Raw genomic sequence first — 13,631 nt, 5'->3', positions numbered from 1 at the left:
CATTCCACCAACACGGTGCCGGGGCCGGGGGCGGCCGGTGGTGCTCGGCCGTGCGGGGGGTGTAACCGTGCCGGCCGGGCGGGTGTTCCCGGCGGGCTGTCACACCGACCTGCGGTGGTGCTTGGCGGTGCGGGGGGTGTAACCGTGCCGGCCGGGCCGGTGTTCCCGGCGGGCGGTCACACCAACTTGCGATGGTGCTTGGCCGTGCGGGGGGTGTAACCGTGCCGGCCGGGCGGGTGTTCCCGGCGGCTGTCACATGGACTTGCGGTGGTGCTTGGCGGTGCGGGGGGTGTAACCGTGCCGGCCGGGTGGGTGTTCCCGGCGGCTGCGGTGCGCCGCTAGCTCGAAGGTCGCGGCGTCGTGCCAGGTATAACGACCCCGGCGGGTCACCGATTCCGCCGTCAGGGTGTCGCCGGCTATGGGACGGCACGGCACAGATAACCCAAACCGCTCAGGCGAACGGACACCCACGACCCCGCCGGGCGGTGATCGACTCGCTTTCGGCGATGTCGGGGTATCCGGACGCCCGGGATACCCCGACATCGCGGAACCCGAGTCGATCATCATCCCCGCACGCCGCACGCCGCACGCCGCACGCCGCACGCCGCACGCCGCACGCCGCACGCCGCACGGCCTGGTGATCGTGCCCGATCCAGGAAACAGGGCCCACACCATGCGGGCGAGGCCACTAAATCCAGGGTCGAGCACGATCATGACCGCTGGCGGGATTGGCCGCTGAGCGCCCGGACCGCCCAGCGCCCGGACCGCCCAGCGCCCGGACCGGCCGGATGGGTCGGGCGGGATCGCGTGGGTGGCCAATGTGGCGGGTGGGAGGGTTGACCGGGCCCGGGGCGTCAGGCGGGGTCTGCGGGTTTGGTCGCCTCATTGGCCTGGGCGTGCCGTTCCAGCAGCCGCTGCCGGATCTCCTCCGGGGTGTACGCGCGCCGGCGCCGCTCGGCCCGGGCGATCACCACGCCGGACGCCGCGACCCCGGCCAGGCCGGCGAGCCCGAGGACCTTCCACCACCGCAATCCTTGCCGCATCGGCCTAGGCTAGTCCCTCATGAGCATCAGCCTGGATGAGGCCGTCGAGTTGACCCGCACCGGTGACGTGTGGGTGTTCCGGGGTCGCAGCGTGCCGGACCGGGCGATCCAGTTCACCACGAACAGCCCGGTCAATCACGTCGGGATGGCTGTGGTGCTGGACGACATGCCGCCGCTGATGTGGCACGCGGAGTTGGGCAGGGCGCTGCCGGACCTGTGGTCGGGCACGCACCAGCGCGGTGTGCAGTTGCACGACCTGCGGGACGCGGTCTGCGTGTGGGCCAACCGGTACGGGCAGCGGGCCTGGCTGCGGCAGCTCGACCCGCCGGCCGCCGGGGAGATGGAGCGGGCGGTGCTGCGGACCGTGGCGCGGTTGGACGGCACGCCGTTCCCGTCGACCGCGCAGTTGGCGTGGCGGTGGGTGCGCGGTCGGGTGCCGTCGCTGCCGGGTCCCGGCCGGGCCGCGCTGCGAGCCGTCTCGCGGGCCGCCCAGGCGACCCGGGGTGATTCTGCCGCTCCGGCCAGCGCTGCTGCGCGGGAGCGGGCGTTGGAGACGGCGTACTGCGCCGAGGTGGTGGCGGTGACCTACGAGGCGATGGGCCTGCTGCCCGCCGGTAAGCGTCCGAACTGGTACGACCCGGGGCGGTTCTGGAGTGGTGACGATCTGGGGTTGACCGGTGGCGCCCGGTTGGGTGCGGAGATCGAGGTGCGGGTTCCGCCCCGCTGAGGTTTGGCCCGCCCCGTGAGCGGCAATTGCTGTCGCGTGAACGCCTCCACCGATCTTGACGCGCTGACCGGCTTCTTCGACAGGTACGGCGCCGCGATGACCTCCGGCGACCTGCCGTCGCTCGCTGGTTGTTACGCCCTGCCCGGGTTGGTGGTGGCCGACACGTACAGCTTCTCGTTCACCTCCCTCGCTGCGGTCGCGCTGTCCTTCGTGGGCGCCGCGCCCGACTACCAGGATCGGGAGCTGATCGCCGCGCACGCTCGGATCGAGGACGTGCAGCCGGTGTCGGCGTTGCTGACCATGGTGTCGGTGGAGTGGGAGTTCCTGGACAGCCGGGGGTACGCGGTGCCGGGGGAGCGGTACCGCTATCTGCTGCGTACGTCGGGTGAGGGTCCGCTGATCTGCACCGTTGTCCGGACGGCCTGACCGCTGGCGGACCGTCCACGCGGGCGAGCCGTTTTACGCGTCGGGTGGGCCGGTCGGTCCGATCTGTACCCGCGAGGTGTTCGGTCCGGCCGCCGCTGGCTACGCTGTCGCGTCGGTGGGACGAGGGGAGACCTGATGGCGGTGGGGCCGGACGGTGCGGGAGGTCCGCGGACGGCGCGTGTGCTGCTGTCGGTGCCGTGGATCGTGGTGCTGCTCGGTATCGGCGCGCTGGTGGTGCTGTTGGTGATCGCGCTGTTGTCGTTCCGTACGCGGGAGCGGGAGAGCGCGCCGCAGGCCGCGCCGCCGGTGTTCCTGCCGACGGTGCCGGCTACGGCGTCGTCGGGGCCGACCCCGGGTGGGCTGGAGCGGCGTACGGCGTCGCCGCGGCCGTCGCGCAGCAGCCGGACGCCGTCGCCGCGGGCCACCACGGGTTCGCCGTCGCCGGCCCGGACGAGCGCCCGTGCGGTGGCGCCGCCGAACGGGGCGGTGACCGCCCGGTACCAGGTCGGTACGGACGGCTGGGACGCGACGGAGGCCGTGCTGTCGCTGACGAACGAGTCGGCCCGGTCGGTGGACTGGCGGGTCGAGTTGGCGTTCGAGGACGACATGCGCGGTCTGCGGGTCAGCGGCGAAGCGGGGATCTCCGTGTCGGCGCAGGGTAACGGCGAGTTCGTGGTGAGCGGCGGGGCGGCGCTGGATCCGGGTGACACGCAGACGTTGCGGTTGCGGCTTGCCTGGGACGGTTCGGCGCAGCGGCCGGTGCGGTGCACGGTCAACGGCGTCGACTGCCGCTTCGGCTGAACGGGCGTCGGTGACGGCCGTCGCCGCTTTCGAGTCGGGCCGTCGATCGCTACGCTGCCCGGACGGCCCGCTGAGGGAGGTACATGTCCGGCATGCGTCGCGCGCCGCGACCGTCGCACGGTCCGGCTGCCATCGCGTCGTCGCCGTGGATCGTGGCATGCGCCGGCCTCGTCGTGATGGTGGTTCTGCTCTTCGTGGCCCTGGGCGCGTACCGGGGGCGTAGTCCCGCCTCCGACGACGGCCCGCCGCCGGCGGGGCTGCCGTTGCCGCAGGCGCCGGTCGCGCCGTCGGATCAGTCGTCGACGCCGCTGCCGGAGCGGGCGCCGGTGCGGCCGGGGCTGTCGCCGCGGGCGAGCGGGCCGCCCCCGAGCACACCTGCCATGTCGCGGCCACCGGCGGTCGGCCCGACGGCGGCGCCGACCTCGGGGCGACCGTCGACCGGGGCGTCGTCGCCGCGGCCGCCGGCGGTGAGCGGGCGGTACCGGGTGATGCAGAGCTTCGACGGGGGTTTCATCGGCGAGGTGCTGATCGTCAACGCGTCGGGTGCGGACCACGGCTGGACGGTGCGGTTCGACTTCTCCGGTGGGCGGCTGGTGACCGCCTGGGTGGAGGGGGTGCCACAGGGGACGCTGCGTCAGTCCGACGGGAGCTTCACGTACGTCAGCGGGGTGGACGTGCCGGCCGGCGGGTCGGTGGCGTTGCGGTTCCACCTGGAGCGGGCGTCCACGACGCCGCGGGGTTGCACAGTCGACGGAGTGCGCTGCAGCGGATTCTGAGCTGCACTTCCGCAAGGACTTTGCTCGGTTACGACTTTGTTTGCAAGGTATTGCAGATTGTTTCGGCAAGGGTTAGCGTGCGGCCAATCACGACCAGAGGAAGGCCGTCGATGAAACCCCCGCCGATCCCGCGTACCGCCCTGCTCGCGCTCGTCTGCCTGCTCACCTTCACCCTCGTCGGTACGCCGGACTCCACGCGGCCCCTCGGCGCCGACGCCGACCCCCGACCGTCCGGCACCGACGCCCTCGCCGCGGCCGGCGCCGTCCAGTGGCGCAACGAGCCCACCGCCGAGGCGTTGCTGGCCGCCGGCGACGACACCGCGCGTGCCGAACAGTTCTACTTCGTCCTGCCGGACCGGTTCGCCAACGGCGACCGGCGCAACGACTCCGGTGGCCTGACCGGTGGTCGGCTGCGCACCGGGCTCGACCCGACCGACAAGGGCTTCTACCACGGCGGTGACCTCAAGGGCGTCATCGACAAGCTGGCCTACATCCAGGGTCTGGGCACCACCGCCATCTGGCTCGCCCCGATCTTCAAGAACCGTCCGGTGCAGGGCAAGGGCGACGACGTCTCGGCCGGCTACCACGGTTACTGGATCACCGACTTCACCCAGGTCGACCCGCACTTCGGCACGAACGCGCAGCTCAAGGAGCTGGTCTCGCTCGCGCACCGGCGGGGGATCAAGGTCTACCTCGACGTCGTGGTCAACCACACCGCCGACGTCATCAAGTACGCCGAGGACTCCTATGCCTACGTGGACAAGGCCGCCTCGCCGTACGTCGACGCGCAGGGGCGGGCCTTCGAGGACCGCAACTACGCCGACGGCAGCCGTGACTTCCCCACCGTCGACAGGAACTCCGGCCCGTACACGCCGGTCTTCCCCGAACCCGGCGACGCCACCGTGAAGGTGCCGGCCTGGCTCAACGACGCGACCATGTACCACAACCGGGGGGACTCCACCTTCTCCGGTGAGAACAGCGAGTACGGCGACTTCGGCGGCCTCGACGACCTGTGGACCGAGCGTCCCGAGGTGGTGCGGGGAATGACGAAGGCGTACGGCGACTGGATCGGCGCGACAGGCGTCGACGGGTTCCGGCTGGACACCGTCAAGCACGTCAACATGGACTTCTGGCCGCAGTTCACCAGGGGGGTCGAGCGGGCCGCCGAGAAGGCCGGCAAGAAGGACTTCTTCCTGTTCGGCGAGGTGTACAGCGCCAACCCGGAGATCACGTCGACGTACGTGCGCCGCGGTGGTCTGCCGGCCACCATCGACTTCGCGTTCCAGGAGGCCGCGCGCGGCTACACGGCGGGCGCCGGCTCGGCGAAGGCCCTCGCCGACGTGTACGCCCGCGACGACCTGTACGCCGCCCGGGACACCGACGCGGGCCGGCTGACCACCTTCCTCGGCAACCACGACATGGGTCGGATCGGGTCGTTCATCGCCGGCGGCGGCACCGAACCGGCCAGCCACCTGCGGCGGGACCAGCTCGCCCACCAGCTGATGTTCCTGACCCGTGGCCAGCCGGTGGTCTACTCCGGCGACGAGCAGGGCTTCACCGGCCCCGGCGGGGACAAGGACGCCCGGCAGGACATGTTCGCCTCGAAAGTGCCCGACTATCTCGACGACGACCTGCTCGGCACCGACCGCACCCACGCCAGCGACCAGTTCGACACCGGCCACCCGCTGTACCGGACGATCGCCGAGCTGGGCCGGCTGCGCCAGGCGCACCCCGCGCTGCGCGACGGCATCCAGGTCACCCGGTACGCCGCCGACGGTCCCGGCGTGTTCGCCGCCTCCCGGATCGCCCCCGCCGACCGGACCGAGTACGTGGTCGCGGTGAACAACGCCGAGACCGCGCAGACTGTCACCGTGGACACCTGGTCGGCCGGCGCCACGTTCACCGGCATCTACGGCGGGTCGGGCGTGGAACAGGCCGGTGGCGACGGCAGGTTGACCCTGACCGTGCCGCCGCTGTCGGCGGCCGTGTACCGCGCGGGCACCGCCATCGCCCGGCCGAGCGGCAAGCCGACCATCAGCATCACCAGCCCCGCGCCGGACGCGTCGGTGGCCACCCGTGCCGCCGTGACCGCGAAGGTGACAGGCGACCCGCTCGCCACAGTCACCGTGGCGGCCCGGGTCGCCGGCGGCAGGTGGACGTTGCTGGGCAGCGCCGACCACGCGCCGTACACCGTGCACCACGACCTGGACGGCCTGGCCGGCGGCACCCGGATCGAGTACCGCGCCGTCGTGCGCGACGGCCGTGGCCGCACCGCTACGGCGCGGTCCGTCGCCGTCGTCGGCACGCCCGAGCAGGGCGGGTCCCGGGAGTGGGCGGTGGTGCACTACCAGCGCCCGGCCGGGGGGTACGACGACTGGGGGCTGTACGCCTGGGGCGACATCGACCCGGCGTACGTCACCGAGTGGCCCAAGGGGCAACCGTTCGCCGGGGAGGACTCCTACGGCCGGTTCGCCTGGGTGAAGCTCAAGCCCGGCGCGAAGTCGGTGGGCTTCGTGGTGGTCGACAAGAACGGCACCAAGGACGTCGCCCAGGACCGCAGCATCGACGTGAGCGCCACCGGTGAGGTCTGGCTCAAGCAGGGTGACCCGGCGATCTACCCGAGCAGGCAGGCGGCCACCGGTCAACCGGATCCGTCGGTCGAGGAGGGCACCGCGGTCATCCACTACCGGCGGGCCGACGGCAACTACGACGGGTGGGGCCTGCACCTGTGGGACGGGGCGGCCAAACCGACCGAGTGGGCCACCCCGCTCGCGCCGACGTCGATCGACGCGTTCGGCGCGGTGTTCCGGGTGCCGCTGGCGGCCGGTGCCACGGGGCTGAACTACATCATCCACAAGGGCGACACCAAGGATCTGCCCGACGACCAGCGGCTCGACTTCGCCAGCGCCGGCCGGGAGGTGTGGCTGCTCGCCGCCACCCCGGGGCGTCTGCTGCCGTCGACAGCGACCAGCGCAGGCGGGGACACCGACATCGGCAAGCAGAAGGCGCACTGGATCGACAGGTCCACGGTGGCCTGGCAGACCCCACCCACCGACGGTCGGGTGTACGCCCTGGTGGCCGCCCCCACCGGCGGGGTGAGCGTCGTCGACGGCGAGCTGTCCGGGACGTACACCAGTCTGCCGTTGCGGGCGCAGCGCAACGGGCTCACCGAGGCCCAGCGCGCGGCGTTCCCGCACCTGTGGTCCTACCGGGCCTTCACCCTCGACCGGGGTGACCTGGCGAAGGTGCCGGCGGCGCTGCGCGGGCAGCTGCTGGTCACCGAGCGCGACGCCCAGGGGAAGCTGCTCTCCGCGACGGGCGTGCAGATCCCCGGCGTGCTCGACGACGTGTACTCCCGGGCCGCCCAGGTCACGCTCGGTCCGACCTTCGCCGGTCGTACGCCGAGCCTCGCGCTCTGGGCGCCGACCGCCCGGACGGTGGCGCTGCAACTGTTCGACTCACCCACATCGGCAGCGAAGACGGTGCCGATGCGCCGCGACGACCGCACCGGTGTCTGGTCGGTGCACGGCAGCCACGCCTGGGCGGGGAAGTACTACCGCTACCAGGTGCAGGCGTGGCAGCCGGCCGCGCAGCGGATGGTCACCGCGTCGGTCACCGACCCCTACTCGGTGGCTCTCGCCGCGGACTCCACGCACAGCCAGCTGGTCGACCTGAACGATCCGGCACTGGCCCCGCCGGGCTGGCGCACGCTGCGCAAGCCGGCCGCCGTGCCGGCGTCGAAGGCGCAGATCTCCGAACTGTCGGTGCGCGACTTCTCCATCGCCGACGAGACCGTGCCGGCGCAGCGCCGGGGCACCTTCCTGGCCTTCACCGACCCGAAGACCGCCGGGATGACCCACCTGCGGGCGTTGGGCGACGCCGGTGTGACGCACCTGCACCTGCTGCCGGCGTTCGACTTCGCCACGATCCCCGAGAAGCGGGCCGACCAGCGCCAGCCGGCCTGCGACCTGGCGGCCCTCGCGCCGGACTCCGCGGAACAGCAGAAATGCGTGGCGGCGGTGGCCGACACCGACGGCTACAACTGGGGCTACGACCCGCTGCACTACACCGTGCCGGAGGGCGGGTACGCCGTCGACCCGGTCGGCGCGGCGCGGACCACCGAGTTCCGGCGGATGGTCGCCGGGGTGAACGAGGCCGGCCTGCGGGTGGTCATGGACGTGGTCTACAACCACACCGCGGCGGCTGGCGTGGACGACAAGTCGGTGCTCGACCAGGTGGTGCCGGGCTACTACCACCGGCTGCTCGAAGACGGGACGGTGGCCAACTCCACCTGCTGCGCCAACACCGCTCCGGAACACGCGATGATGGGCAAGCTGGTCGTCGACTCGCTCGTCACCTGGGCCAGGCAGTACAAGGTGGACGGCTTCCGGTTCGACCTCATGGGCCACCACCCGAAGGCGAACATCCTGGCCGTACGTGCGGCGCTGGACCGGCTGACCGTCGCCCGCGACGGGGTGGACGGCAAGGCGATCATGCTCTACGGCGAGGGCTGGAACTTCGGCGAGGTCGCCAACGACGCCCGGTTCGTGCAGGCCACCCAGGCCAACATGGCCGGCACCGGCATCGGCACGTTCAACGACCGGCTGCGCGACGCCGTACGCGGCGGTGGGCCGTTCGACGCCAACCCCCGCGCGCAGGGCTTCGCCTCCGGGCTCTACACCGACCCCAACGGCGACCCGGTGAACGGGTCGGCGGCGGCGCAGAAGGCCCGCCTGCTGCACGCCCACGACCTGATCAAGGTGGGTCTCACGGGCAACCTGCGGAACTACCGGTTCACCGACACCTCGGGGCGCACGGTCACCGGGGCGCAGGTGGACTACAACGGCTCCCCGGCCGGCTACACCGCCGCGCCCGGGGAGGCGGTCACCTACGTCGATGCGCACGACAACGAGATCCTGTACGACGCGCTGGCGTACAAGCTGCCGCAGGCCACCAGCCCGGCGGACCGTTCCCGGATGCAGGTGCTGGCGCTGAGCACCGTGGCGCTGGGGCAGGGCACCGGGTTCGTCACCGCCGGCAGCGAACGGCTGCGGTCGAAGTCGTTGGACCGCAACTCGTTCAACTCCGGTGACTGGTTCAACCAGATCCGCTGGGGTTGCGAGCGGGGCAACGGGTTCGGCGCCGGCCTGCCGCCGGCACAGGACAACGAGGACAAGTGGCCGTACGCCAAGCCACTGCTCGCGGACCCGGCCCTGGTGCCCGACTGCGCGGCGATCGACACCACCGACGCCCGGTACGCCGAGCTGCTGCGCATCCGGGCGTCCTCGCCGGTGTTCGGGTTGAGCACCGCCGAGCAGGTGCAGCGGAGGGTGGCGTTCCCGCTCTCCGGCGAGGCGGAGACGCCGGGTGTGCTGACCATGACGCTGGACGCCCGTGGTCTGGGCGGGCAGTGGACGTCGCTGACAGTGGTCTTCAACGGCACACCGGCGACGGCGAAGCAGACCGTGACCGGTCTGCGGGGCGCGGACGTGGCACTGCACCCGGTGCTGGTGAACTCGGCCGACCCGGCGTTGCGGACGGCGTCGTTCGACCGGGCGGCCGGCACCTTCACGGTGCCGGCGCGCAGCGTGGCGGTGTTCGTCCGCAGGTGAGCGGGGACCGGCCCCCTTCCGCGTCGCGCGGAAGGGGGCCGGTCCTTGTGGTGCGTCGTGCCGTGGTGCTCCTGCTCAGGCGAAGCAGTTCTCGATGGCGCCGCCCGGGATGGCCAGGCAGTTCGTCGGGCGGTTCGCGGTGATCGCGGACTTGTCGTCCACGTTCACCGGCCCGAAGAAGGTGAACACACCGCCCGGTGCGAAGGTCGAGAAGTTGTAGGCGACCTTCGTCCTCGACAGGTTGACCTCGCCGAAGATGTTGAAGATGCCGCCGCCGACCCCGATCGGGCCGATGGCCCGGTTGCCGACGACCTCGCTGTCGCGCAGCGTGGTGACGCTGCCGGCGTTGAAGAGCCCGCCGCCGAAGAAGCCAGCGGTGTTGTCCTTGATGTTGCTCTTCTCGAACGTGACCGCGCTGTCGAAGGCGATCGCCACACCACCACCGACACCGGCGGTGCTGTTCTTCTCGACCGAGACGTTGTACAGGTTCAGCTGGCTGTCCGCCGCCGCCAGGCCGCCACCGGCGAGGATCGCGGTGTTCGAGACGAACTTGGTCTCGTACGCCGTGGTGTTGCCCTCGATGTCGAGGTAGCCGCCGCCGAAGCCCAGCGTCTCGTTGTCGGTGATCTCGGCCTTCTTCAACTCGACGGTCCCGCCGTCGACGTCGTCGGTGAAGATCCGCGCGGCACCGTTGGAGATACCGCCACCACCGATGACTGCCGTGTTGTCGGTGATCTTTGACTCCTCGACCTTGAGCAGGCCGGCGTTGAAGACACCGCCGCCGAAGAAGAAGGCGGTGTTACGGGTGACGGTGCTGTGCCAGATCTTCGTGGTGCCGAAGTTGGCCACGCCGCCGCCGTTGCCGCCGGACTGGTTGAGGACGACCTCGGACTCGATGATCTCGGCGGTGCCGCCCGGCTGGACCAGGATGCCGGCACCGTCGTTCTCGTCCGGCTCCTCGACCAGCGGCGTGACGACGCCCGGCGCCGCCTTCGTCGCGGCCTTCGGCGTCACCTTGGGCGCGGCCTTGAGGCCGGCCTTCGGGTTGGCCTGCCGCGTGGCGAGCGCCTGGTTCAGCGGAACGCCCGCCTTCACCTGCGCCGCGATCGCCTCGGAATCCGAGTAGGACGCCCAGACGGCCGCCGGCTCGACGGCCTCGTACAGTTCGAGGGTCTGGCCACCCTTGATGGTCAGGCCCTTGATGGTGAGGTGTCCACCGCTGCCGACGTTGAGGATCCGGAAGTAGTCGGCCGTGGCTTCCCGGGCGATCGTCGTGTGCTCACCCTTGAGGGTGATGTTCTCGGTGATCACCGGGAGCCCGTTGCCCTGGTAGTCGTTGCGGCTCAGGTTGTAGGTGCAGCCCTTGGCCAGCTCCAGCACACCGCCGTGCTTGTTGTTGGCGAAGACGATCGCCTGAATCAGCTTGTCGGTGTCGCAGGGCACCTCCTTCCCACGCTCGTGGTCCTTGTCCCGGTCCTTGTCCCGGTCCTTGTTCCAGTCGCGGCCCTCCTCGCCGTGCTGGTCGCCGTCCTTGCTGACCTGCGCGGTGTTCCAGTTCAGGCCAACCGCTCCGGCGCTGCCCGCGACGCCCACCGCCGCGAGGCTGATCACACCCGTCAGACCGGCCACGCCGCTGGCGAGCCAGAGCTTGCGGCGGCGCTTGGCCGTCGCCCGCCCGGAGGCTTCATTGTTCGTTAGGTAGTTGGACATCGGAGCTCTCTGCCCTCTCCTCGTACCAGACAGGGTCGCCGCCCTCCGGCGGGCGTCCCCTGCTACAAATCGGTTGTAGCTCCCAAAACCACCGTATGAGAATGTTCCTCGCCTCGGGGGCGTATCCGAAACAACCCCACATTAGGTTCACGTTCGCGCGTTTGGTGGCCGGGACACCCCGGGCGGGTACGCCGCCCCCAAGCCGGGCCGTCGGGCCTGTGAGCAGCCCAAATGGGTACGCCCCTCCGTGCCGTGACCGGCTCGGAGGGGCGTGCCCTCTATGTGGTTCAGCCCCACCCGATCAGGCGAAGCAGTCCCGAACGTTGAAACAGTTCGTCGGGCGGTTGGCGGTGACCGCGGACTCGTCGTCCAGCAGGACGGTGCCGCCGAGGCTGTTGAAGATGCCCCCCGGCTCAAGGGTGGAGAAGTTGTGCGCCACCGTCGTCCGGTAGAGCCTGACCTCGCTCCCCTCGGCGTTGAGGATGCCGCCGCCGCGGGCGAACGGACCGATGGCCCGGTTGCCGACGACCTCGCTGTCGCGCAGCGTCGTGCGGCTGTCCTCGTTGAAGAGTCCGGCCCCGCCGGACCCGGCGGTGTTGTCCGCGATGGCGGTGTCCTCGATCGTCGCGGTGCTGTCGGAGACGACCGCCACCCCACCACCCTGGCGGCCAGCGCTGTTCCTGGCCACCGTGGCGTGCTTGAGGGTGAGCTGACTGTCGGCCACGGCAACGCCGCCGCCGTCCAGGAGCGCCGTGTTGTCGGTGACCTTCGTGTCGTGCAGGGTCGTGGTGCCCTCGACGTCCAGGACGCCGCCGCCGAAGCCGAGCGTCTCGTTGTCGGTGACCTCGCTCTTGTAGACCCAGACCGCACCGCCGTCGACGGACTCGGTGAAGATCTCGGCCGCGCCGTTGGCGATGCCGCCGCCGCCGATGATCCCGGTGTTGTCCTTGATCTTCGACTCGTCGACCTGGAGCACGCCGGCGTTGAAGATGCCACCGCCGAAGAAGAAGGCGGTGTTGTGCGCAACCGTGCTCTTGCTGAGCCGGGCGCTGCCGAAGTTCGCCAACCCGCCACCGTTGCCGCCGGACTGGTTGTAGAGCAGCTCACTGTCCAGGATCTCCGCCCGGCCCCCAGGCTGTACGAGCACCCCGGCGCCGTCGTTGAATCCGGGCTCCTCCACCAGCGGCACAACCGGAGCTCCGGCGGACGTCGTTGGAGCCTTGGCTGCTGTCGGCTTGGCGGCGGTTACCTTCGTCGACGTGGCCGCCTTGGCGGTTGCCGCTGCCTGCTTGGCGTCCGCTGCCGCCTTGGCCGCTGCCGTCGGGTCCGCCGCCTTGCCTGCTTCCGGCTTGGCAGTCGCAGCCTGCTTGGCCGCCGCCTTGACAGTCGCTGCCTTGGCCGCTGCCGCCTTGGTCGTGGCCGCCTTGGCGGCGGTCGGCTTGGCCGCCGTCGTCGGGTCGGTGGACGCCGCCGGCTTCGCTGCCGCCGCCGTTGCCGGCTGGGCCGCGCTGCCCACTGCAGTGGTGCCCGCTGCAGTGGTGGCCGCCGGCTTGGCCGTCGTCGCGGTGGTCCGCACCGAGGTCGAGTACGGCCCCCAGACCGTCGCCGGCTCCACGGTCATCGCCCGCTGGATGGTCTGCCCACCCTTGATGCTCAGGCCCTTGAGGGTGAGTTGCCCACCCGCGCCGACGTTCAGGATGCGGAAGTAGTCGGCAGTGGCCTCACGACCAATTGTCGTGTGCTCGCCCTTGAGAGTGATGTTCTCGGTGATCACCGGGAGGCCGTTGCCGTCCTGGTTGCGGGTCAGGGTGTACGTGCAGCCCTTGGCCAGCTCCAGCACACCGCCGTCGCCGTTGTTGGCAAAGGTGATCGCCTGGATCAGCTTGTCCGAGTCGCAGGGCACCTGCCTGGTGCGGTCCTTGTCGTCGCGCTTGTCGTCCTTGCCGGAGCGGTAGTCGAAACCACTCCAGTCGTCGCCACTCCACTCGTCGTCGGTGCCGCTCTCCTTGCCGCCGTTCTCCGTGCCGCCGTCGGCGTTCGCGCCAGCGTCGCTGACGTTCTGCCGGTTGGTTGACGGCTGGGCATCGGACACCCGGTCGGAGGTGGGCTTGTCGTCCCGGGCGGCCACGCCACCGAGGGCGGCCAGGCCGACCACCCCGGTCAGGCCGGCGACGCCGGCAACCCACAGGGCCCGTCGTCGTCGTGTCGGCGGAGCCGTCGAGGCCCCGCCGTCGGTACTCGTTACGTCGTTGGACATCAGAGCCTTCCGCCCTTCCTACTACCAGACGGGGTCGCACCGCCCGCAGCGCCACGACCAGCCACAAATCGGTTGCAGCCTCTGATGCCCACCGTATGAGAACTATCTTCGCGAGGCGGACGTATCCGAAAAAACCCCGCATATGCCTCAGGTTAGGGCAGGAGCCCGTAATGGTCCGGCAGGACAGGAAGGGGCGTGAGCAGCCCAAACACCACGAGGCGCCCCTTGTGGGGCGCCTCGGTGTCGCTGGGCGTGATCGACTCAGGTTTCAGGAAGACG

The 13,631-nt window shown here is 71.0% G+C and carries 9 protein-coding genes; 5 read left to right on the top strand and 4 right to left on the bottom strand.

The window, feature by feature from the left end; all coding sequences use genetic code 11:
- Positions 1-854: 854 nt before the first annotated feature.
- Positions 855-1,043, bottom strand: coding sequence for a hypothetical protein (locus tag AB0B39_RS13000; protein ID WP_357574364.1), 189 nt, complete (start codon positions 1,041-1,043; stop codon positions 855-857).
- Between the two features lie 19 nt (positions 1,044-1,062).
- On the opposite strand from AB0B39_RS13000, the gene AB0B39_RS12995 reads away from it, so the two are divergent.
- From AB0B39_RS12995 to AB0B39_RS12985, 3 genes are all read left to right on the top strand, one after another.
- Positions 1,063-1,770 (top strand): hypothetical protein, encoded by a 708-nt coding sequence (locus tag AB0B39_RS12995; RefSeq protein ID WP_357574363.1) that lies wholly within the window; start codon positions 1,063-1,065, stop codon positions 1,768-1,770.
- A 36-nt stretch (positions 1,771-1,806) separates the two neighbouring features.
- The gene (locus AB0B39_RS12990) at positions 1,807-2,196 is read left to right on the top strand and encodes a hypothetical protein (RefSeq protein ID WP_234588232.1); all 390 of its coding nucleotides are present in this window, start codon (positions 1,807-1,809) and stop codon (positions 2,194-2,196) included.
- Between the two features lie 135 nt (positions 2,197-2,331).
- Entirely contained in the window at positions 2,332-2,997 is a 666-nt protein-coding gene (locus AB0B39_RS12985) for a hypothetical protein (RefSeq protein WP_357574362.1), read from the top strand.
- A gap of 292 nt (positions 2,998-3,289) precedes the next feature.
- Here the strand turns inward: AB0B39_RS12985 and AB0B39_RS12980 are convergent, their stop codons facing one another.
- Positions 3,290-3,511: a hypothetical protein gene (locus tag AB0B39_RS12980; protein ID WP_357574361.1), complete on the bottom strand. Its 222-nt coding sequence runs from the start codon at positions 3,509-3,511 to the stop codon at positions 3,290-3,292.
- Between AB0B39_RS12980 and AB0B39_RS12975 the strand changes: the two genes are divergently transcribed.
- Both AB0B39_RS12975 and pulA read left to right on the top strand, forming a co-directional pair.
- Positions 3,486-3,773 (top strand): cellulose binding domain-containing protein, encoded by a 288-nt coding sequence (locus tag AB0B39_RS12975; protein WP_357574360.1) that lies wholly within the window; start codon positions 3,486-3,488, stop codon positions 3,771-3,773. The genes AB0B39_RS12980 and AB0B39_RS12975 overlap by 26 nt on opposite strands.
- Before the next feature lie 110 nt (positions 3,774-3,883).
- Entirely contained in the window at positions 3,884-9,385 is a 5,502-nt protein-coding gene (gene pulA / locus AB0B39_RS12970; RefSeq protein WP_357574359.1) for a pullulanase-type alpha-1,6-glucosidase, read from the top strand.
- A gap of 75 nt (positions 9,386-9,460) precedes the next feature.
- Here pulA and AB0B39_RS12965 read toward each other — a convergent pair whose 3' ends face one another.
- Both AB0B39_RS12965 and AB0B39_RS12960 read right to left on the bottom strand, forming a co-directional pair.
- Complete coding sequence (locus tag AB0B39_RS12965) at positions 9,461-11,095, bottom strand: hypothetical protein (protein WP_357574358.1); 1,635 nt, start codon at positions 11,093-11,095, stop codon at positions 9,461-9,463.
- Between the two features lie 301 nt (positions 11,096-11,396).
- On the bottom strand, positions 11,397-13,352 hold the full coding sequence (locus tag AB0B39_RS12960; protein WP_357574357.1) for a right-handed parallel beta-helix repeat-containing protein: 1,956 nt from the start codon (positions 13,350-13,352) through the stop codon (positions 11,397-11,399).
- Positions 13,353-13,631: the final 279 nt, after the last annotated feature.

The sequence above is a fragment of the Micromonospora sp. NPDC049114 genome (assembly GCF_040648635.1).
Classification (GTDB): Bacteria; Actinomycetota; Actinomycetes; order Mycobacteriales; family Micromonosporaceae; genus Micromonospora.
Note: the sequence above shows the minus strand (reverse complement) of the source record. Positions and strands in the feature narration are given on the sequence as shown.